Origin of the sequence: Vibrio sp. 10N.261.51.C6, assembly GCF_041471785.1 — a bacterium.
Taxonomy (GTDB): Bacteria; Pseudomonadota; Gammaproteobacteria; order Enterobacterales; family Vibrionaceae; genus Vibrio; species Vibrio crassostreae_C.
In genome coordinates this window covers 1-19648 of sequence record NZ_JBFRPB010000054.1, presented here as the reverse complement: position 1 = coordinate 19648, position 19648 = coordinate 1, and the positions used below count along the sequence as shown (strand labels likewise).

The 19648-nt window shown below is 44.3% G+C and carries 22 protein-coding genes; 13 read left to right on the top strand and 9 right to left on the bottom strand.

All coding sequences use genetic code 11. From position 1 onward, the window contains the following. Nucleotides 1-86: 86 nt before the first annotated feature. The 3 genes from pyrH to rpsB all read right to left on the bottom strand — a co-directional run bounded on the left by pyrH (nucleotide 87) and on the right by rpsB (nucleotide 2698). Entirely contained in the window at nucleotides 87-818 is a 732-nt protein-coding gene (pyrH, locus tag AB4375_RS14610) for a UMP kinase (protein WP_017063362.1), read from the bottom strand. Nucleotides 819-979: 161 nt separating this feature from the next. Beyond that, on the bottom strand, nucleotides 980-1825 hold the full coding sequence (gene tsf / locus AB4375_RS14605) for a translation elongation factor Ts (RefSeq protein WP_017063361.1): 846 nt from the start codon (nucleotides 1823-1825) through the stop codon (nucleotides 980-982). A gap of 141 nt (nucleotides 1826-1966) precedes the next feature. Continuing rightward, nucleotides 1967-2698 carry a 30S ribosomal protein S2 gene (rpsB, locus tag AB4375_RS14600; RefSeq protein ID WP_032546326.1) on the bottom strand — a complete coding sequence of 244 codons (732 nt, stop codon included), beginning with the start codon at nucleotides 2696-2698 and terminating at the stop codon, nucleotides 1967-1969. A 457-nt stretch (nucleotides 2699-3155) separates the two neighbouring features. Here rpsB and map point away from each other — a divergent pair, with 457 nt between their 5' ends. From map to AB4375_RS14585, 3 genes are all read left to right on the top strand, one after another. Then, the gene (map, locus tag AB4375_RS14595; protein ID WP_017060743.1) at nucleotides 3156-4034 is read left to right on the top strand and encodes a type I methionyl aminopeptidase; all 879 of its coding nucleotides are present in this window, start codon (nucleotides 3156-3158) and stop codon (nucleotides 4032-4034) included. 138 nt (nucleotides 4035-4172) lie between these two features. Then, a complete protein-coding gene (gene glnD, locus AB4375_RS14590) occupies nucleotides 4173-6794 on the top strand; it encodes a bifunctional uridylyltransferase/uridylyl-removing protein GlnD (protein ID WP_372051862.1) in 2622 nt (873 codons plus the stop codon). Nucleotides 6795-6975: 181 nt separating this feature from the next. Continuing rightward, a complete protein-coding gene (locus tag AB4375_RS14585) occupies nucleotides 6976-7359 on the top strand; it encodes a DUF3461 family protein (RefSeq protein ID WP_004734354.1) in 384 nt (127 codons plus the stop codon). Nucleotides 7360-7512: 153 nt separating this feature from the next. Here the strand turns inward: AB4375_RS14585 and truC are convergent, their stop codons facing one another. Together truC and AB4375_RS14575 are read right to left on the bottom strand one after the other, a co-directional pair. Next, nucleotides 7513-8262: a tRNA pseudouridine(65) synthase TruC gene (gene truC, locus AB4375_RS14580; protein ID WP_017060745.1), complete on the bottom strand. Its 750-nt coding sequence runs from the start codon at nucleotides 8260-8262 to the stop codon at nucleotides 7513-7515. Next, a complete protein-coding gene (locus tag AB4375_RS14575) occupies nucleotides 8262-8576 on the bottom strand; it encodes a YqcC family protein (protein WP_017069387.1) in 315 nt (104 codons plus the stop codon). The genes truC and AB4375_RS14575 overlap by 1 nt, the downstream gene beginning before the upstream one ends. 87 nt (nucleotides 8577-8663) lie before the next feature. On the opposite strand from AB4375_RS14575, the gene AB4375_RS14570 reads away from it, so the two are divergent. Beyond that, nucleotides 8664-9704 (top strand): DUF3549 family protein, encoded by a 1041-nt coding sequence (locus AB4375_RS14570; protein ID WP_372051860.1) that lies wholly within the window; start codon nucleotides 8664-8666, stop codon nucleotides 9702-9704. 84 nt (nucleotides 9705-9788) lie between these two features. Then, nucleotides 9789-10097, top strand: a complete 309-nt coding sequence (locus AB4375_RS14565; protein ID WP_017060748.1) for a DUF3301 domain-containing protein — start codon at nucleotides 9789-9791, stop codon at nucleotides 10095-10097. Here AB4375_RS14565 and AB4375_RS14560 read toward each other — a convergent pair. Beyond that, a complete protein-coding gene (locus AB4375_RS14560; RefSeq protein WP_017060749.1) occupies nucleotides 10063-10581 on the bottom strand; it encodes a GNAT family N-acetyltransferase in 519 nt (172 codons plus the stop codon). The genes AB4375_RS14565 and AB4375_RS14560 overlap by 35 nt on opposite strands. Before the next feature lie 768 nt (nucleotides 10582-11349). On the opposite strand from AB4375_RS14560, the gene AB4375_RS14555 reads away from it, so the two are divergent. Together AB4375_RS14555 and AB4375_RS14550 are read left to right on the top strand one after the other, a co-directional pair. Beyond that, on the top strand, nucleotides 11350-11637 hold the full coding sequence (locus tag AB4375_RS14555; RefSeq protein ID WP_372051859.1) for a hypothetical protein: 288 nt from the start codon (nucleotides 11350-11352) through the stop codon (nucleotides 11635-11637). A gap of 54 nt (nucleotides 11638-11691) precedes the next feature. Further along, on the top strand, nucleotides 11692-12135 hold the full coding sequence (locus AB4375_RS14550) for a YaiI/YqxD family protein (protein ID WP_017063355.1): 444 nt from the start codon (nucleotides 11692-11694) through the stop codon (nucleotides 12133-12135). A 111-nt stretch (nucleotides 12136-12246) separates the two neighbouring features. Here AB4375_RS14550 and AB4375_RS14545 read toward each other — a convergent pair whose 3' ends face one another. The 3 genes from AB4375_RS14545 to AB4375_RS14535 form a co-directional block, all read right to left on the bottom strand. Continuing rightward, complete coding sequence (locus AB4375_RS14545) at nucleotides 12247-13833, bottom strand: AbgT family transporter (RefSeq protein ID WP_010436458.1); 1587 nt, start codon at nucleotides 13831-13833, stop codon at nucleotides 12247-12249. Nucleotides 13834-14222: 389 nt separating this feature from the next. Beyond that, nucleotides 14223-14348: a type B 50S ribosomal protein L36 gene (gene ykgO, locus AB4375_RS14540; RefSeq protein ID WP_004734365.1), complete on the bottom strand. Its 126-nt coding sequence runs from the start codon at nucleotides 14346-14348 to the stop codon at nucleotides 14223-14225. Nucleotide 14349: 1 nt separating this feature from the next. Next, nucleotides 14350-14610 carry a type B 50S ribosomal protein L31 gene (locus tag AB4375_RS14535; RefSeq protein WP_009847432.1) on the bottom strand — a complete coding sequence of 87 codons (261 nt, stop codon included), beginning with the start codon at nucleotides 14608-14610 and terminating at the stop codon, nucleotides 14350-14352. A gap of 125 nt (nucleotides 14611-14735) precedes the next feature. Here AB4375_RS14535 and tsaA point away from each other — a divergent pair, with 125 nt between their 5' ends. The 6 genes from tsaA to AB4375_RS14505 all read left to right on the top strand — a co-directional run bounded on the left by tsaA (nucleotide 14736) and on the right by AB4375_RS14505 (nucleotide 19248). After that, nucleotides 14736-15431, top strand: a complete 696-nt coding sequence (tsaA, locus tag AB4375_RS14530; protein WP_017063354.1) for a tRNA (N6-threonylcarbamoyladenosine(37)-N6)-methyltransferase TrmO — start codon at nucleotides 14736-14738, stop codon at nucleotides 15429-15431. A gap of 101 nt (nucleotides 15432-15532) precedes the next feature. Beyond that, a complete protein-coding gene (locus AB4375_RS14525) occupies nucleotides 15533-17248 on the top strand; it encodes a proline--tRNA ligase (RefSeq protein WP_065584001.1) in 1716 nt (571 codons plus the stop codon). Nucleotides 17249-17438: 190 nt separating this feature from the next. Beyond that, nucleotides 17439-18128 (top strand): tellurite resistance TerB family protein, encoded by a 690-nt coding sequence (locus AB4375_RS14520; protein WP_017060754.1) that lies wholly within the window; start codon nucleotides 17439-17441, stop codon nucleotides 18126-18128. A 164-nt stretch (nucleotides 18129-18292) separates the two neighbouring features. Then, a complete protein-coding gene (locus AB4375_RS14515) occupies nucleotides 18293-18496 on the top strand; it encodes a YaeP family protein (RefSeq protein ID WP_008222923.1) in 204 nt (67 codons plus the stop codon). A 1-nt stretch (nucleotide 18497) separates the two neighbouring features. Further along, nucleotides 18498-18689 (top strand): DUF4250 domain-containing protein, encoded by a 192-nt coding sequence (locus AB4375_RS14510; protein ID WP_004738555.1) that lies wholly within the window; start codon nucleotides 18498-18500, stop codon nucleotides 18687-18689. 232 nt (nucleotides 18690-18921) lie between these two features. Then, nucleotides 18922-19248 (top strand): hypothetical protein, encoded by a 327-nt coding sequence (locus AB4375_RS14505; RefSeq protein WP_017072003.1) that lies wholly within the window; start codon nucleotides 18922-18924, stop codon nucleotides 19246-19248. The last annotated feature ends 400 nt before the right edge of the window (nucleotides 19249-19648 follow it).

Sequence of the window (19648 nt, the reverse complement as noted above, 5' to 3'; positions counted from 1 at the left end):
ATTATGTTCTTTCTTCAAGAAAGCTTTTTATTTGGAGTGATAAGGATAAGCTTACCAAGGTACAACACCTCAGTAAGCCCGAAAAATTAGTCAGCGTCGCTGATTAATGTACCTTCAGTTTCACCCATAACCACGCGACGTAGTGCGCCTGGTTTATTCATGTTAAATACACGGATTGGCATTTTGTGATCACGTGCTAGCGTAAATGCAGCCAAGTCCATTACTTTAAGTTCTTTATCAAGAACCGTGTTGTAAGACAACGTATCATACAACTCTGCGTCTGGGTTTGCTACTGGGTCAGCAGTAAATACACCATCTACTTTTGTCGCTTTTAGAACTACGTCAGCTTCGATTTCGATACCACGTAGACATGCAGCAGAATCCGTAGTGAAGAATGGGTTACCAGTACCAGCAGAGAAGATCACAACGCGACCTTGACGTAGTTGGCTGATTGCATCTGCCCAGTTGTAGTCGTCACACACACCTTTAAGAGGGATTGCAGACATTACACGTGCGTTTACGTAAGCACGGTGAAGAGCGTCACGCATTGCAAGGCCGTTCATTACCGTTGCAAGCATACCCATGTGGTCACCAACAACGCGGTTCATGCCAGCTTCAGCAAGACCAGCACCACGGAACAAGTTACCGCCACCGATAACAACACCAACTTGAACGCCTAGTTCAACCAATTCTTTTACTTCTTGAGCCATACGATCAAGGATCGTTGGGTCAATACCAAAACCTTCTTCGCCTTGTAGCGCTTCACCGCTAAGTTTTAACAGAATACGTTGATACACTGGTTTAGGGTTCGTAGTCATGGAGTTTACCTTCCAAAGAGTTGATGATTAACAGTCATGGATAAAAACTGAGTAAGTCAGTTTGCATTCATAACCACTAACGTTGCCTTCAAAAATAGTTCACTATTCATAAAAAGACCGCAGCATTTGCCACGGTCTTTTTTCAAACAATACGCTAAGGATTAACCTTTTTGTACCGCTGCAACTTCGTCAGCGAAGCTCATTTCAGCAGCTTTCTCGATACCTTCACCAACTTCTAGACGTACGAAGTTAGATACTGCAGCGCCTTTTTCTTTAAGGATTTCGCCAACAGTTTTCTTAGGTTCCATGATGAAAGCTTGACCAGTTAGAGAGATTTCGCCCGTGAATTTCTTCATACGGCCGATAACCATTTTCTCAGCGATCTCTTGAGGCTTGCCTTCGTTCATAGCGATTTCAACTTGAACTTCTTTCTCTTTAGCAACTACGTCTGCTGGTACGTCTTCTGGGTTAACAAACTCAGGACGAGAAGCAGCAACGTGCATAGCAACGTGCTTAAGAGTTTCAGCTTCGCCTTCACCAGCTACAACAACACCGATTTTCTCACCGTGACGGTAAGAAGCTAGTGCAGCACCTTCAACGTAAGCTACGCGACGGATGTTGATGTTTTCGCCGATTTTAGCAACTAGAGCAACGCGAGTTTCTTCGAACTGTGCTTGTAGCTCTTCTACAGAAGCTTTAGAAGCTACTGCTGCAGCTGCAACTTCTTCTGCAAACGCAGTGAAGCTAGCATCTTTTGCTACGAAGTCAGTTTGGCAGTTAACTTCAAGAAGAACAGCTACACCGTTCTCTTCTTTGATGATGATTGCGCCTTCAGCAGCAACGTTACCAGCTTTCTTAGCTGCTTTCGCTGCGCCAGATTTACGCATGTTTTCAATTGCTAGTTCGATGTCAGCGTTTGCTTCTACAAGCGCTTTCTTACATTCCATCATGCCAGCGCCAGTGCGCTCGCGAAGTTCTTTAACTAGAGCAGCAGTTACAGTTGCCATTCTCTATTCCTCGGTTGATTCGAAAATAAGGTAAAAATCAGGGGCCAAAATGAGGCCCCCGATCTAACTATAACTTAGCTTACATTTAATAAAGATTTCAAAATCTATATTAGCTAAGCCAAGCGTGATTCAGAGCCGCTATTATTCAGCTTCTACAAAACCATCTTTTTCAGCAGCTACAGCAGCAACGTCTTTGTTACGACCTTCTTTAACCGCGTCTGCAGCAGCGTTTAGGTAAAGCTGTACTGCACGGATTGCATCGTCGTTACCTGGGATAACGAAGTCAACGCCGTCTGGGTTAGAGTTAGTATCAACTACAGCGTAAACTGGGATACCTAGGTTGTTTGCTTCTTTAACTGCGATGTGTTCGTGATCAGCATCGATTACGAATAGAGCGTCTGGTAGGCCGCCCATGTTCTTGATACCACCAAGAGACTTCTCTAGCTTCTCCATTTCACGAGTGCGCATTAGAGCTTCTTTCTTAGTTAGCTTGTCGAAAGTACCGTCTTGAGCTTGCGCTTCAAGTTCTTTCAGACGCTTGATAGACTGACGAACAGTTTTGTAGTTCGTTAGCATACCGCCTAACCAGCGGTTGTTAACGTAGAACTGGTTGCTGTTTACAGCAGCTTCTTTAACAGCTTCAGATGCAGCGCGCTTAGTACCAACGAAAAGAACTTTACCTTTCTTCTCACCAACTTTAGCGATTTCTGCTAGAGCTTCGTTGAACATTGGTACAGTTTTTTCTAGGTTGATGATATGTACTTTGTTACGAGCACCAAAGATGAATGGCTTCATTTTTGGGTTCCAGTAACGAGTTTGGTGACCGAAGTGAACACCAGCTTTAAGCATATCGCGCATTGATACAGTTGCCATTTTAAAATCCTCTATGGGGTTAGGCCTCCACATCCCCCATGAATCCGACCCCTAACAACTAACCACTTTTCAGCCGTTATCTGTGTTGTTGAGGCACCCCGGAACATGTGTCGGAATGTGTGTGATTTAAAGAAATAAGTTAGTGGACATAAAGCTTGTTTCGCCAATTGGAGAAAACAGTCCTGATGTCCGGCGCGCTTTATACCATATTTTGTCTATCTATGGCTAGAAAAAATTCTAAAAATGGCGACTGCTATACTGATCTCTAAAGGTAAATTTTCTCTATAAAATAGTGTCTATATCAAGCAGGTTCTGCATCTGTTAACCGAACATTATTTAATCACGTTAACAGTATCCTCCAGTATTGTACGGACATGGTAATGTTGCGCTAAATTGCTGCACTGATAGAATAGCCCCAATATGCACACTTAGGTGCTACCAAATTAAGAGATATGCAATGGCTGTAAAAATTAAAACTGCTGAAGAAATTGAAAAAATGCGCGTCGCTGGCAAGCTGGCCGCTGACATTATTGAGATGATCGAACCTCACATCCAAGTGGGTACCACGACGGAAGAGCTCAATACGCTTTGTCATGAGTACGCTCTAGAAAGAGGTGCATACTCTGCGCCACTCGATTACCACGGTTTCCCTAAGTCTATCTGTACGTCTATCAATCATATTGTGTGTCACGGCATTCCCGCGTCACAAGACGAGACGGGTAGCACAGGTCAATTCAAACCTGCGGTACTCAAAGATGGCGACATTCTGAACGTTGATATCACAGTTATCATCCCTGATGACGCAAATGCCGATCTTAGTACTCGCCCTCAAGGCTACCACGGTGACACCTCTAAGATGTTCCTAGTGGGTGAGGTTTCACCTGCAAACAAGCGTCTGTGCATGGTTGCTCAAGAAGCACTTTACGAAGGCATGCGCCAAGTTAAGCCAGGTGTTCAACTTGGTCAAATCGGTACTGCTATCGAGAAGTACATCAAAACAAACAACAAGAACAACCCACGCGCTAAGTTCTCTATTGTTAAAGATTACTGTGGTCACGGCATTGGTTCTGAATTCCACGAAGATCCACAAGTAGTTCACTACAAGAACAGCGATCGCACCGTGCTAAAAGCAGGCATGTGCTTCACTATCGAGCCAATGATCAACGCGGGTAAGTTTGGCTGTCGTCTTGATGACGAAGATAGCTGGACAGTATACACAGCAGACAGCAAGAACTCGGCTCAATGGGAGCACACTCTGGTTGTAACTGATACTGGTTGTGAAGTACTAACACTGCGCAGCGATGATACAATCCCACGTATCATGAAGAACGCTTAGTTCACCGAACTGAGCGCATCAGCCTTTTAAAAATATCCTCGCATTGTCGAGGATATTTTTTATCCACTCAATTTCGATTTTCCATCAGCTTCTGTTAAATTGTTTACTATTCTCATTTGCTTGCACGGATAGCAGACTATGCCTTATCAATGCCCTCTTACGTTCAATGACGAACAAATTGAAATCTGCGAATTAAAAAATCAGCTCGAGATCTTCACGCAGTATCAAAAAAATGAATTTCTGAACCACCATCCCGTCACCGATTTGGTTCTACTGCGCTCCGAATACATGGATTTACTTCTCAATCGTTTGTGGGAAAATTTCGGATTCAACAAACTGCCTCATATTTCACTTGTCGCAGTGGGTGGTTATGGTCGTGGCGAACTGCATCCTTTGTCTGACATTGATATTCTCATTGTCTCGCAAAAAACACTACCACCAGCTCTTGGTGAAAAGGTCAGTCAATTCATTACTCTACTTTGGGATTTAAAGCTCGAAGTTGGCCATGCTGTGCGAACTATTACTGAGTGTCTCGATATCGGCATCGATGATTTAACCGTCGCGACCAACCTACAAGAGTCGCGATTGTTATGTGGTAGTGAAGACACTTTCCAAGAACTAAAACTGAAGATTCATTCCGATTCATTTTGGCCAAGTGAGACGTTTTACAAAGCCAAGATTCAAGAACAGAGAGAGCGTCATGCTCGCTACCACGACACCACCTATAATTTAGAACCGGACATCAAATCGACTCCGGGAGGGCTCAGAGACATCCATACCCTGAGCTGGGTTGCGCGTCGCCACTTCGGCGCGACCTCTTTGTTAGAGATGAGCAAATACGGCTTTCTGACCGATGCTGAATATCGTGAGCTCGTTGAGTGCCAAGATTTTTTATGGCGTGTTCGCTTTGCATTGCATATTGAACTGCGCCGTTACGACAACCGTTTAACGTTCGCGCATCAAGCTCAAGTCGCTGAACATCTGGGTTATACGGGTGAAGGAAACCGTGGTGTTGAGATGATGATGAAAGAGTTCTACCGAACCCTTCGTCGTGTTGCTGAACTGAATAAGATGCTGCTTAAGCTGTTCGATCAAGCGATCATCAATGGCGGTCAAACCCAAGACGCTGAAATTCTCGATAGTGATTTCCAACGTCGAGGTTCGTTGATCGAAGCGCGCAAGCCTGCCCTATTCCAAGCAAGACCAGAAACCATTCTCGATATGTTCATCCATATCGCCAATGACTCGACTATCGAAGGGGTAAGTCCACCAACATTGCGACAACTGCGTACGGCACGCCGTCGATTGAACCGATTCCTGCATACCATTCCTGAAGCTCGTGACAAGTTCATGGATCTAGTTCGCCACCCTAATGCCCTGCACAAAGCCTTTAGCTTAATGCACAAATTGGGCGTGCTCTCTGCGTACTTACCGCAGTGGAGCCAGATCGTTGGTCAGATGCAGTTTGACCTATTCCATGTTTACACCGTGGATGAGCACAGTATCCGCCTGCTCAAGCACATCAACCGCTTTGGTCAAATCGAAAACCACGATAAGCACCCTATCTGCTGTGAAGTCTATCCTCGAGTACAGAAGAAAGAGTTGCTGATCCTTGCTGCTATCTTCCATGACATCGGCAAAGGCCGCGGCGGAGACCACTCTGAGATAGGTGCGGTTGAGGCTTACTCTTTCTGTATTGAACACGGGCTATCGAAGCCTGAAGCCAAACAAGTCGCGTGGTTGGTACAAAATCACCTATTGATGTCAGTAACGGCTCAACGTCGTGATATCTACGACCCAGATGTGATCACCGAATTCGCAAAAAAAGTGCGTGATGAAGAATCACTCGAGCTACTGGTTTGTTTAACCGTTGCCGATATCTGTGCGACTAACCCTGAGCTATGGAACAGTTGGAAACGAACCCTGTTAGCTGAGCTGTTCCACTCAACGCAGCGAGCACTGCGCCGCGGCTTGGAAAACCCTGTCGATGTCAGAGACCGTATTCGTCACAACCAACAAATGGCATCAGCACTGCTGCGTAAAGAAGGCTTCACCGCTCGTGAGATTGAAGTGTTGTGGCAACGCTTTAAGGCCGATTATTTCTTGCGTCACACACATAAACAAATCGCTTGGCACTGTGAGCACTTACTTCGCCTAGAAGACCCAAGCCAACCGTTAGTGCTGATCAGTAAGAAAGCGACGCGCGGTGGCACAGAAGTGTTCGTTTATTGTAAAGACCAAGCAGCACTGTTTGCGACCGTGGTTGCCGAACTCGACAGACGTAACTTTAACGTTCATGACGCGCAGGTCATGGTTAGCAAAGATGGTCATGTTTTGGATACCTTTATCGTACTAGACCAGCACGGCGAAGCGATTGATGAAGCAAGACACAAAGCCGTTGCTAAACATCTGACTCATGTATTGACTGATGGCCGCCCGACTAAGATTAAGACGCGTCGCACGCCACGTAACTTGCAACACTTTAAGGTCAAAACCTTAGTTGAGTTCCTACCAACCAAGAGCAAGAAACGTACCTTGATGGAGTTAAGAGCTCTTGATACGCCGGGGTTATTGGCTCAAGTCGGTGCAACCTTTGCGGAGCTAGACATCAACTTGCACGGTGCCAAAATCACCACCATAGGTGAGCGAGCAGAGGATCTGTTTATTCTGACCAGTGAAGCGGGAGGAAGGCTGTCTGAAGAACAAGAACAGGCACTAAGAGAACGATTAACCGAGCACGTTTCTGAACTCGCACCTTAGAAAGCGAATTCAGTCTAAAAACAGGTTTAATAACCAAATAAGTGTGGGCAAAGATAGAGAGCGATCTTGCCCACAACTTACAATCAATTCACAGATATCAACTATCTAGCTCGTCGTTAGGCTGCTACATTGATCAAGTCAATTACATAAAAGTATTACATTCATAACCTAGAGGTCGCTTATGTATCCAAACCTCACTGGCTTAGGTATCCACGAACCTAAACAGATTGAACGTTACTCCCTTCGCCAAGAAGCGCACAAAGATATCCTGAAGATTTACTTTCGTAAGCAGAAAGGGGAACTGTTCGCGAAAAGCGTTAAATTTAAGTACCCACGACAAGTAAAAAGTGTGCTTGTTAGCGGTGGCAATAATCAATACAAAGAAGTGACAGAGATTAACCGCAACCTCACTCTTGTGATTGATGAACTCAACAAAATCACCAAACCGACGCCAACGGCTGAGGTGGATGTGAAGCAGAAGATCCTTACCGACTTACGCCATCTAGAGAAAGTGGTATCAAGCAAGATCGCTGAGATCGAAGCTGATCTAGAAAAGCTAAAATGATCCCGCGACTAACTATTACTGTTAACTAACCAACATTAGTTATGCCGTTAAGGTTATACAGATACAAAAAGGGCTGATATCACTATCAGCCCTTTGTTTTTTATTCTATTTTCTCTATTCACTTAGACTGGAGATTGCCTAAACACGCGAGACTTACTTAGACAAGCAAGTTTGAGCATCGATTAAGTTAGTATCCCACTCAAAGGTTTCAAACAACCTTAGCCAAGTTTCATCAAGGTTGGCCTTCATCACCAACTCTTCTTTTGTGAAAGGATGGATAAAGCGAAGCTCAGAAGCGTGCAACAACAAACGATGCGAATCTAAATCATCACGGAACAGTCGATTGTGCTTACCATCACCATGTGAAGTATCACCGACAATCGGATGTCTTAGATGAGCCATGTGACGACGCAGCTGATGTTTGCGACCTGTCTTTGGCATCATCTCAACCAAGCAGTAGCGGCTCGTAGGAAAGCGTCCTGTTGAATATGGCACTTCTACTTTTGCTAGCGGTTCATAGACTGTCACTGCCTCTTGCGCTTCTTTGTCTTCTTTCGCGAACTTATCTGCGATCTTATCCAGCTCAACCTTAAGTGCATAATCGAGCGTATCGCCCTCTTCTATCCAACCACGGACAATCGCATGATAGGTTTTTTGCATCTCATGATTAGCGAACATTGGCATCACCTGTGAAGCAACCTCACTCGACAACGCAAACACCAACACACCCGATGTCGGTCTGTCTAAGCGGTGTAATGGAAATACATGCTGACCAATTTGATCGCGCAATGTCTGCATAACAAATTGCGTTTCGTGTTTATCCAACCATGAACGATGCACTAGCATGCCAGCGGGCTTATTCACCGCGACAAAGTACTCATCTTGATAAATGATCTCTAACATTACGCACATACCTCATCAATGTTCTGAATTGTCACTAGCAGTTCGACTTTGTCTGCCTCATTTTTCCACACTTCACCAAAATAAGGATGGATAGCAAAGCCTTTCGGTAGGCTCATTTGGGCATCCATCATTGCGTTGATCTTAACGATAAAGATCCACTGCAACCACTCTTCCGGTTGTAACGAATCAATCCCGAAAGGTTCAACGCTCGCCAGAGCTTCATCCGAAGGCGGAAGCGTGCTCCATAGCGAACATTGGCGCATTTGTTCTTCTAATTGTTGAAGTAAAAGAGGTAACTTTGTGGCTGCTGTCATTTTTCACCAAGTTATTTATCTAGTGACCTTGAAATTGGGGCATAGAGTACCATCTATTTAGGAAAGAAAGTTAGGAGCTTTATTACTATGGAAACGATTCACACGCTCACTCAGTTACTAAAGAATAGCGGTTGCCAGTACGATATCTACGACCTAGGTCGCCGTATTCAGAAGATCGACAACACCTTATTCTCTGATGTTGAGCAAGGGAAACAGCCGTACCCATTTCCACTTCAGAAACAAGCTCACTTAGCGATTAGTTACTGGAACGAACACAAGCAACCTTGGATCTGGTTCCTAAAATTCAAACTGGACGAAAGAGGCCTATTACATCAAGGTGATGTCGGCAATTTCCTTAAGTTTGTTATCGAAGCGATGGGCACACGTTTGAACGGTGAGATCAGCGAAGAGCAACAACAAAAGCTGTCAAACAACCCATATACCTTCAAGCCTTCAGAAGACAAAATGGCCGTGTTCCATAGCCAAGTAAGAGCAGGTTTAGACCTTGCAACGAGCCAATACTACGAACACGCTCAACACTACTTCACAGGCGATCTAGGCTGGGACAACTGGAAAACCGTTGGCCTACAAGGCATCACTGATATGTGTGCTCGTTTAGGCGGCCAACAAAATGGTGTCGCGATTCGCAAAGCATTGAATAAGCTGCCTTCAGAACCTCTATACGCGACTCTCGGGGCGCTTGAGCATACGCAAATCAATGACAAGCTCGCTCAACGCTTACAAGAAATGGCAGAGAATGAGATTAACAGTCAAGAGCCAGATCTGTTCTTACTGTCAGCACTGGTACGTGCCCTTTCTGGCGCAGAGCAAAGCACAACCAACGCCGTAATTAACCAAGTTCTGGCTAGCCCGCGCTTAAGCCACCAAGAAGTATTGATTGGTTTGGCTGGTCGCAGCTGGCACGCACTGCAAGATCCTGCGATTGCTGAGCAGTTCTTGCTGCGTCTCGCACAAACGGGCAACCAAAACTTGTTCAATCAGTTATTTGCAGATTTAGTGATGATTCCGACACTGAGAATGGTATTTTTACCATTATTGAACTCGAACCCATCACCAGAACTCGCCAATGCACTTGTAGAATTACAACAAGCGGCTAAGTCGCAATAGATACCAGACAGAACAGCTCAGTAGCTCATAACAAAAAGCTCAAATCACGAACGGAATAGAGAGATAAAAGGAAGTATGGATTAAATGATAGATAACTTATTGGCTATTTTGATGCTGTGCTTCTTTTGCTTTCTGTTTTGGCAACAGCGCAGGCAATCCGAGCTTGCGAAAGCTGCCATTGCGAGAAAATGTAAAGAGCTCGACTTACAGCTATTAAGTGTTGCCTTTAGTGGTCATAAACTTAAGATGCGCCATGAGCTCACCACCATTTGGCGCTGGCACACCGTGTATCAATTTGAGTTTTCAGCGTTAGGTGATGACCTGTACCAAGGGAAACTGACCATGGTGGGCTTCCGTTCTATGCGGTTTGAGCTACAGCCTCATAGAATGTAACGTCGCAATACGCGGTATAACTATATTCATGATAAGGGCCAAACTGATCTTGTTTGGTCTCTTTAAATGCAAAGCCTAACTTTTCAAGTAACTTAATTGATGGGTTATGACCAACATTAACGGTCGCGACAACATTCGTTAGGTGTTCTTCAAAACAAACCAAACTAAAGAAAGGTTTTAGCACTTCACTAGCAAGGCCTTGATTCCAAAACTCCTTGTCCAGAATAAATCCCAGTTCATGCTTCCCTTCTTCAGACGAAACAAACAAATGCCCGAGGTATTCGCGGGTTTGGTTGTGGATAATGGCTCGGCAAAAACCAACATTGTCGTTCAGTATTTCTTGAAATAGGTGTTTTGCAGAGGCAATAGAATGCGGCCCGTTCATTTCAGCACGATTGATGGGGCAGCAATTCAACTTGATAAAGTCATGTTCTAACTGCTCGGTATAAGGTACCAACAGCGTTCTTGAGGTTGCTATCGTCATAAAACACTCCTTGTGTTGACCATTAGCAGAAAAGCAGATGTCGCGTGCTTAGATAAAAGCTCCTGAATTAAAGAGAGCCCCTAGATAGAGAAAAAGCCTTAGGCAAAGAAAAGCCCCGACACCGAAGTGTCAGGGCTAGGGTCTTACTCGCAGCAGTCCGGCTACTAATTAATGCTCCATGCATCATCCATAATAGTGGCTGTAATCCTTCAGCTCTTTCCTTTACTTCGCCGTCCTAGCGGTGTCCAATCATCCTGAAAGCTAACAATCCTAGTTAGCGCACATCACTTGTTCCGTGAGCGGTGTCCTTTACATCGTCCTGATGCTAATCCAACCCTTTAATCCTAAAGGTGTCCATTGTCATTCCGTTGCAGCTAACTTCCTGTTAACTGACTGTATCCCTACAATGTCCTTACGCTCCATGCTTGATCACTCAATCCTAAGTAACCAAATCTTCATCCTGAAGATAACCAAATCCTTGGTGCTTTCCTGTTCCGTGTCAGAATCCTTCCGACAAGGTTTAATTTACGCGATTTAGGATTTCGGACAATAGATTTGCATCACATTTTGAATTCAAGAAAGTTGTTAATTATATAAAACAATTAAAATTCAACAGCTTAACCATATGCACATCAATCTCTCTAGCGATGTATTCGTGTTATCTCACAACCTTTGTAAGAGATCTCTCACAAGCCATGGGCGGTTTTATGATTCGCTATCATTCACCAGAGCGAGTAAAATGACTAAAGACTAAAAATGGAGATCAACATGCTGACAAAAGATGTTTCTGAAGAGTTGAAATCAGTGCTTGAAGGACTGCAAGCGCAAGGGAAAGAGCCGACAGTTGCTTTAGTTAAGGCTCGTATGAGCACATCCGTTCCGATGCCCGCTTTAATCACGACCATCAAGAGCTGGAAAAGCGCAAATCGTGTTCCTAAAGTTGAAGTCGCGACACAAGAAGATCCAGCACTTGATCGTGTTAGCCAACTGGAAAAGCAAATCCTTGAACTCACTGCTCGCGTTGCCATGCTTGAAGCTAAACCAACTGATCAATAAGGCAACTGAGCAATAAGTTGACCGATAAATAAGCTAACAGAGAAATAGAACACTATGAAGATATGGGTTGATGCGGACGCTTGTCCAAAGGTTATCCGAGAAACAATCGTACGCGCAGCTGAGCGCACAGGGGTTGAATGTACCTTTGTGGCAAACCATCTGGTTCCCGTTCCTAAACGCAATAACATTCACTCAATTCAAGTGCCAAGCGGGTTTGATATTGCTGATGATGAAATCGTAAAGCGCACTGAACCCGGCGATCTTGTGATTACATCCGATATCCCTCTGGCTGACGAAGTGATCACTAAAGGTGGGCAAGCACTCAGCTCTCGTGGTGAGCTTTACACCAAAGAGACCATTAAAGCGCGTCTGAACATTCGTGACTTTATGGATACCATGCGCTCAAGTGGCATCCAAACGGGTGGACCAAGTGCCCTTTCTCAAACCGACCGTCGTGAGTTTGCCAACCACTTAGATAGAATTCTAGCCAAACGCTAGCTGGCTCATCCGAGCTTAACCTAGTTCTATCTCTCCATAAAAAATCAAAAAACCTGCAAACAATGCAGGTTTTTTAATATCAATTAGAAGAAGGTTTCCCCTACTCTACAACTAAGGCGTGTAGTACGTTGCAGCGCCTGGACCTACTGGTAGACCGAATACGAATACCCATAGGTAGAACAAGATGCTCCAACCAAACATGAATACCATTGAGTAAGGCAACATTGTCGCGATCAGTGTACCGATACCTAGGTTCTTCATGTAGCGAGTTGCTACGGCAAGGATAAGACCGAAGTAGCTCATCATTGGTGTAATGATGTTGGTTGTTGAATCACCGATACGGTAAGCCGCTTGAATCGTTTCAGGTGCGTAGCCTACTAGCATTAGCATTGGAACGAAGATTGGCGCTGTTACTGCCCACTGTGCAGAAGCTGAACCGATCATCAGGTTAATGAAACCACACATTAGGATGAATGCGAAGAACAACATTGGACCCGTTAGGCCGATATCCTGAAGGAATGTTGCGCCGCCTACAGCAACCACTTGACCAAAGTTCGTCCACTTAAAGAAAGCAACAAACTGTGCAGCAAAGAATACAAGAACGATGTACATGCCCATTGAAGACATCGACGTTGCCATTGCATTAATCACATCACGGTCATTCTTCATTGAACCGGTAATTTTGCCGTAAACAAAACCAGGAATAGCAAAGAATACAAAGATAAACGCGACGATACTTTTCAGGAATGGAGAGCCTGAAATCGTGCCCGCCTCTGAACGTAGAACACCGTCAGCAGGAACAACAGTCCAAGCTAAAAGCGCACTCACGATTAATACAGCGACACCCGCCAATCTAAGGCCTTTCTTCTCAATAGCAGTAAGCTTACCCATTGAGTCATTTGAAAGATCTTCAGACGCGTCTTCGACATTGTATTTACCCAGTTTAGGTTCAACAATCTTCTCTGTTACCAATGCGCCGGCAATCGAGATAAAGAAGGTCGAAATAAACATGAAGTACCAGTTTGATTCAGGGCCAACAGAGTAAGATGGATCAAGCATTTGTGCTGCTGTTTCTGTGATACCAGAAAGCAGTGGATCAACCGTACCGATAAGTAGATTTGCAGAATAACCACCAGATACACCAGCAAATGCTGCCGCTAGACCTGCTAATGGGTGACGACCCAATGAGTGGAAAAGCATTGCTGCAAGAGGGATAAGTACTACGTAACCTAGCTCAGAAGCCGTGTTAGAGATAATACCGGCAAATACCACGGTTACAGTAACCATGCGCTGAGATGCGCCCATTACCATGCCGCGCATCGCCGCAGATAATAGACCTGAGTGTTCAGCAATCGCAACACCTAGCATTGCAACAAGTACAGTACCAAGTGGCGCAAAGCCAACAAAGTTCGAAACTAGATTCGTTACGATGAGTTGTAAGCCTTCAGCATTAAGTAAGCTTACAACGTGGATCATACCATCAGCAGCACGACCACTAGCACCTTCAGGGCGAGGGTCCATGACAGACACTTCAAAGTAACCAGCAATACCTGAAGAAACTAGGATTGCGACACAGAAGATAGCAAAAAGAGTGATTGGGTGGGGTAAAAGGTTCCCCAAATATTCAACGCTGTCTAAAAAGCGTGTGAAAATAGGTTTTTTTGGTGCGTTGTTTTTTATTGAAGCAGATGAACTCATCTGTTCCCTCCTTGTGTAGTGATTCCTGTGCAATTGTGACAAAGATGTTCAAATTGCCAGCGAAGGGTACGCGACAAAAATATCAATTAGAAATTCAAAATGTTACAAAGTGTGTAACAAGCGACGACTTTTAACTCTATTTGAACAATTAATTAGCAAATAAATCTATATTAAACACAAAAACTAGATTTATAATTTACAACAACGCATTCACTAGAAATATAACTCACAATATAACCCATTGATTCACTTGAAAATAAAATACATCGTACGTTAAATGCACACTCGATATCCGGTTAAGTTCCTCTCGAAGGAAAAGAAAAACAGACAAATGAATGAAGTTTGACTTTCCCCTCGTTTTTACACTCGCGTCACATCAATTTGACTGACTATTTCTGAACCGCTTTGAATCTCGGATTGGTTTTGCAGATAACATAATGACGACCTCTGCGCTTTACTATCTGGCAATCAGGATGGCGACTTTTCGCACTTTTAAGTGATTTCACAACTTTCATTCTATTTCGCTCCCTTACCTAATTGACCAAAACGACGAGTGAAGTTCGCAACACGTCCCTCTTTATGTAGCACTCGTTGTTTACCCGTATAGAAAGGATGCGACTTTGACGACACCTCAATCGTGAAGTAAGGATAAGTATTGCCGTCTTCCCATTCGATAGTACGGTCTGTTTTTAGCGTTGAGCCGATTAAGAAGTACTCATCGACACTGGTGTCATGAAAAACCACGGGACGGTAATCTGGATGGATATTCGGTTTCATTGTATTTCCCTTAAATAACTAATTTTGATATGTTATAACATTGCAAATGATAATTATTATCAAAAGAAAAACAAGCGATTTTATGATATTTTTCCGTCTTAATCGTAATCAGAGAACACCCAACTATGTACACCATTGAACCTGTTGGCTTTATTGAGTCTCCTTATAAAGAGAAGTTCGCTGTGCCAAGGCAGCCCAGGTTGGTACCCACATCCACCTCAAGAGTCAGATTGGTTGATGCAGCAAACTGCCTTGAGTCTGTTCGTGATATAGAGCAATTTAGCCATGTTTGGTTACTATTTCTGTTCGACAAGAACCTTGAAGCAGGCTGGAAACCAACTGTGAGGCCACCTCGCCTTGGCGGGAATGAACGTATTGGTGTATTCGCGTCACGTGCCACATTCAGACCAAATGGAATTGGCATGTCTGCGGTTGAACTAAAAGGTGTGTCTCAAGAGAAAGGACAGACTTGGTTGGATCTCGGCAGCGTCGACTTAGTAGACGGTACACCGATCATCGACATCAAGCCTTATATCCCCTATTCAGATTCGATTCCGGATGCATTGGGAGGGTTTGCCGCCGATGAACCAGAAGTGCTCGACGTTAACTTTTCGCAGCAAGCGCAAAGTAAGCTCGCAAGCCATCCACAAGCGCGCCATATCATTCAGGTGATCAAAGAAGTATTAGGCCAAGATCCGCGACCTGCCTATAAAAAAGGCAAGCCTGACAACAAGGAATATGCGGTAAATTTGTTCAATCTTAACGTGAAATTCGTGGTTGAAACGCTTTTCATCAATGTAACTGACATTGAACGCTTTTGAGATCCCAAATAGGCTGATATTATATGCGGCTATATCAGATTTGCTGTGGTTACGAACGACAGCAAGTTTTCTTTTATCAATGATGAAACGGATACCATAGAATGCGTACCAGTAACTACCTTCTTTCTACTCTGAAAGAGACTCCAAACGACGCAGAAGTTATCAGCCACCAGCTGATGCTACGTGCAGGTATGATCCGTAAGCTAGCTTCAGGTTTATATACTTGGCTACCTACTGGTCTACGTGTACTGCGTAAAGTCGAAAATATCGTTCGCCAAGAGATCGATAATGCAGGTGCCGTTGAAATCTTGATGCCCGTAGTTCAACCGTTTGAGCTTTGGGAAGAGACTGGCCGTTCTGAAAAGATGGGGCCTGAGCTACTTCGTTTCACAGACCGTCACTCTCGTCCATTTGTTCTTAGCCCAACAGCTGAAGAAGTGGTAACGAGTCTAGTACGTAACGAGATCAGCTCTTACAAACAGCTACCTCTAAATCTGTACCAAATCCAGACTAAATTCCGTGATGAGCGCCGCCCTCGTTTTGGCGTAATGCGTGCACGTGAATTCTCTATGATGGATGCGTACAGCTTTGATATCGACAAAGAAGGCTTAGAAAAGTCTTACCAAGCGATGCACGATGCTTACTGTAAAGCATTCGACCGTATGGGCCTTGAATACCGTCCAGTATTGGCAGACTCTGGCGCAATCGGCGGCAGCGGCTCTCAAGAGTTCCACGTTCTTGCTGAAAGCGGCGAAGACCTAATCGCATTCTCAACTGAGTCAGATTACGCAGCAAACATCGAAAAAGCAGAAGCACTTGCTCCTACTGAAGATGCAGCAGCACCAACTCAAGAGATGGAACTGGTTGATACACCAAATGCGAAAACTATCGCAGAATTGGTAGAGCAACACGGTCTAGCAATCGAGAAGACAGTTAAGACTCTATTCGTTAAAGCATCTGATGAAGTAGAAGCAGATATCATTGCTCTAATCATCCGTGGTGACCACGAGCTTAACGAAGTGAAAGCAGAAAACCTTCCACAGGTTGCTTCTCCATTAGAGATGGCTTCTGAAGAAGAAATCCGTGCACTTGTTGGCGCTGGTCCTGGTTCACTTGGCCCTGTTGGCCTAGAGCTACCATTCATCGTTGACCGCTCAGTTGCTGTAATGAGTGACTTCGGCGCTGGTGCAAACGTAGACGGTAAGCACTACTTCGGAATTAACTGGGGTCGTGACGTTGAGCTTGCTCAAGTTGAAGACCTACGTAACGTAGTTGAAGGTGACCTTAGCCCATGTGGTAAAGGTACTATCCAGCTTAAGCGTGGTATCGAAGTGGGTCACATCTTCCAACTGGGTAATACTTACTCTAAAGCAATGAACTGTAACGTGCTTGGTCCTGATGGTAAGAGCGTAATCCTAGAGATGGGTTGTTACGGTATCGGTGTTTCACGTGTTGTTGCATCTGCTATCGAGCAAAACCACGATAAATTCGGTATCACTTGGCCAGACGCACTAGCGCCGTTCCAAGTTGCTATCGTACCAATGAACATGCACAAATCTGAGCGCGTTAAAGAAGCAGCTGAGAAGCTATACGCTGAATTAACAGCTATGGGTATCGAAGTTTTATTCGATGACCGTAAAGAGCGCCCTGGTGTTATGTTTAAAGATATCGAGCTTGTGGGTATCCCTCACACTATCGTTATCGGCGATCGCAGCATGGACGAAGGTAACTTCGAATACAAAAACCGTCGTACTGGTGATAAAGAAGCTATCGCAATGGACACGGTTATCGAGCACCTTAAGGCTCAACTAGCTTAGTAATCCGATTACTGACTAGATAAACATTGAAAGGCTGCCGTTAGGTGGCCTTTTTTGTGCCTGTCATTTCGCTTCAAACTCCCTTCTATTTATCAGTAGAGTAAATAACGTAAGTTAATCCCCTGTTCATCTTTAAATCCGTATATTGGTGTCATCAACTTTTTGGACATGCTCACCATTGGAGGTATCGATGGATATCAAAAGCTTACTGAACCAAGCACTTAAATCAGATCTCGTAAAACAAGGTACTCAGAAACTTTCACAAGGGTCTTCAAGTTTAAGTGGCCTTTCTCAAGGCAGCAATAGTAAGAGTAGCAGTAAAAGTACACTCGGAGCCTTCGGTGCAGGCGCAGTTGGCGGAGGACTGTTAGGTGCGTTAATGGGCTCTAAGAAGACTAAGAAAATGGGTAAGAAAGCGGCTGGGATTGGCGGCGCAGCAGCACTGGGCGCTTTGGCTTATAAAGTCTACAACGACTACCAGTCCAAACAAGGCCAGACACCTAACGCCGAACAGGCTCAGTTTGATGAAAATGATGCAAACCACAGCGTGCTGATTCTACGATCGATGATTGCCGCGTCTAAAGCTGATGGCCATGTTGATGAAGAAGAGATGGCTAAGATAGAGCAAGCCGTCGAGAATATGGGCGCTGATTATCAACTGACTAAATTGGTCTCTGAAGAACTGCATAAGCCACTCGACCCAAGCGAAATCGCTCAACTGGCAACGTCACCTCAACAGGCGAGTGAGATCTACTTAGCCTCTTTGATTGTGGCCGACGAACAGAATTTCATGGAAAAGGCGTACCTGAAAGAGCTCGCGAAACAGCTCAATCTTGCTGATGAAGTCACCTATCAACTTGAACAACAAGTCTCTGGCTAATCGGCAAGTACCAAACGAAGCCGTAAAGAACGGCCTAAGCAGCGAGCTAACCAAGTGAGATATTGAGCAAGGACAAACTAACTCTGAACTTAATCAGATCCACTTTGTTTTTGCTTATCTCTATGTGTATATTGAGATCAGTTATCATTTGGTTAGGTATAAAAATGAAAGTATACGATTGTTGTGATTTGGTGCGTGAACTGTATTCTCAAATTGGCAGTGGCGACCAAGGCTATATCCCTAAAGCGATCACCTGCGCGGTAAAAACATTGAATGACCTTGCTGCCGATGAGTCTCTTCCTAAAGAAGCGCGTGAGCGTGCAGCCTTTGCCGCTGCAAACCTGCTGATCTCAGATTTCGAGGACTAATATGAACCTCGCTAATTTTGAAAAAATGGATCCTGTAATGTTGATGAGTATCGTCAACATGAAGCTACGTGACGACTTCGGTGGTGATTTAGATCGAGTGGTCAACTTCTACGAAATCGACAAAGCAGCCTTAATCGCTAAGCTCGCGTCTGCTGGTTTTGAGTATCTTCCAGAAGCTAAACAGTTTCGATAGTCGTTTAAAAAATCTTCCTATTTAAAGACCAACCTCTGTGTTGGTCTTTTTTTGTTGGTGATACGTAATAAGGAAACACGCAGCAAACCCATTATAAATTATCTGTATGCACCTATACTTTTATATCTTAGAGTCAACGAACGCGCCTTGAACCAAAGCGTATTGTTGTATAGGCTACCTAAACCAGCATATAAAACTCATCACTCAACTTGATGATAGTGAAGGATTAACAATGAAAAGACTCGGACTTTTAGCCGTTATCGCAGCCGCACTCACCGCAGGTTGCGCTTCAAATACTCAGCAAGACAACTTTCGCGAAGCCTCTTTTGAGCTGTGTAATACTGAAGTCGATATTTACTCTGTAAGCCATGATGAACGAGTTCGTATTGTCTGTTCTGATGGCTCTAAATTCGCTTTGAACAGCGAAGACACATTAGAAGTGATGCGTGACATCAACATCGACTACTGTGATGGCGAAGGCCTAGGTAAGTTCAGTGAAAGCCGCCACTACTACTCTTTCAAGTGTAAGTCAGGCACCCTACTTAGCATCAAAAAGTAGAATCGACACTACCAAATACCAAAGGGTTGATGTGAAAGCATTAACCCTTTTTAATACCCGCTTTTCTTTACTCTTAATCCCAAATCCACCAGCCACCAGATACAAAAAATAGCTCCTTTAAAGAAGCCTCTAGTATCATTGCTTTTCAAAGTAGTTGTTTGAAATTCTAAGAGATCACGCAGAGATTACGGGGGTAAGTGAGCATGCTCGACAACAATTTTAAAACTTCCAAGTACAAAAAAGACCCCTATTAAGGAGCCTCTAGTATCAATATTTTTCAAAGTAGTTGTTTGAAATTCTAGGAGAGCACGCGGAGCTTACGAATGTAAGTGAGCATGCTCGACAACGTAATACCCAAAAAAACAAAAAAAGCTCCCAACAGGCTGTCTCTTATACACAA

What these genes read in the sequence shown, in the direction of transcription:
- pyrH (WP_017063362.1), bottom strand. Translation starts at nt 818, where the DNA reads ATGACTACGAACCCTAAACCAGTGTATCAACGTATTCTGTTAAAACTT.
- tsf (WP_017063361.1), bottom strand. Translation starts at nt 1,825, where the DNA reads ATGGCAACTGTAACTGCTGCTCTAGTTAAAGAACTTCGCGAGCGCACT.
- rpsB (WP_032546326.1), bottom strand. Translation starts at nt 2,698, where the DNA reads ATGGCAACTGTATCAATGCGCGATATGCTTAAAGCTGGTGTTCACTTC.
- map (WP_017060743.1), top strand. Translation starts at nt 3,156, where the DNA reads ATGGCTGTAAAAATTAAAACTGCTGAAGAAATTGAAAAAATGCGCGTC.
- glnD (WP_372051862.1), top strand. Translation starts at nt 4,173, where the DNA reads ATGCCTTATCAATGCCCTCTTACGTTCAATGACGAACAAATTGAAATC.
- AB4375_RS14585 (WP_004734354.1), top strand. Translation starts at nt 6,976, where the DNA reads ATGTATCCAAACCTCACTGGCTTAGGTATCCACGAACCTAAACAGATT.
- truC (WP_017060745.1), bottom strand. Translation starts at nt 8,262, where the DNA reads ATGTTAGAGATCATTTATCAAGATGAGTACTTTGTCGCGGTGAATAAG.
- AB4375_RS14575 (WP_017069387.1), bottom strand. Translation starts at nt 8,576, where the DNA reads ATGACAGCAGCCACAAAGTTACCTCTTTTACTTCAACAATTAGAAGAA.
- AB4375_RS14570 (WP_372051860.1), top strand. Translation starts at nt 8,664, where the DNA reads ATGGAAACGATTCACACGCTCACTCAGTTACTAAAGAATAGCGGTTGC.
- AB4375_RS14565 (WP_017060748.1), top strand. Translation starts at nt 9,789, where the DNA reads ATGATAGATAACTTATTGGCTATTTTGATGCTGTGCTTCTTTTGCTTT.
- AB4375_RS14560 (WP_017060749.1), bottom strand. Translation starts at nt 10,581, where the DNA reads ATGACGATAGCAACCTCAAGAACGCTGTTGGTACCTTATACCGAGCAG.
- AB4375_RS14555 (WP_372051859.1), top strand. Translation starts at nt 11,350, where the DNA reads ATGCTGACAAAAGATGTTTCTGAAGAGTTGAAATCAGTGCTTGAAGGA.
- AB4375_RS14550 (WP_017063355.1), top strand. Translation starts at nt 11,692, where the DNA reads ATGAAGATATGGGTTGATGCGGACGCTTGTCCAAAGGTTATCCGAGAA.
- AB4375_RS14545 (WP_010436458.1), bottom strand. Translation starts at nt 13,833, where the DNA reads ATGAGTTCATCTGCTTCAATAAAAAACAACGCACCAAAAAAACCTATT.
- ykgO (WP_004734365.1), bottom strand. Translation starts at nt 14,348, where the DNA reads ATGAAAGTTGTGAAATCACTTAAAAGTGCGAAAAGTCGCCATCCTGAT.
- AB4375_RS14535 (WP_009847432.1), bottom strand. Translation starts at nt 14,610, where the DNA reads ATGAAACCGAATATCCATCCAGATTACCGTCCCGTGGTTTTTCATGAC.
- tsaA (WP_017063354.1), top strand. Translation starts at nt 14,736, where the DNA reads ATGTACACCATTGAACCTGTTGGCTTTATTGAGTCTCCTTATAAAGAG.
- AB4375_RS14525 (WP_065584001.1), top strand. Translation starts at nt 15,533, where the DNA reads ATGCGTACCAGTAACTACCTTCTTTCTACTCTGAAAGAGACTCCAAAC.
- AB4375_RS14520 (WP_017060754.1), top strand. Translation starts at nt 17,439, where the DNA reads ATGGATATCAAAAGCTTACTGAACCAAGCACTTAAATCAGATCTCGTA.
- AB4375_RS14515 (WP_008222923.1), top strand. Translation starts at nt 18,293, where the DNA reads ATGAAAGTATACGATTGTTGTGATTTGGTGCGTGAACTGTATTCTCAA.
- AB4375_RS14510 (WP_004738555.1), top strand. Translation starts at nt 18,498, where the DNA reads ATGAACCTCGCTAATTTTGAAAAAATGGATCCTGTAATGTTGATGAGT.
- AB4375_RS14505 (WP_017072003.1), top strand. Translation starts at nt 18,922, where the DNA reads ATGAAAAGACTCGGACTTTTAGCCGTTATCGCAGCCGCACTCACCGCA.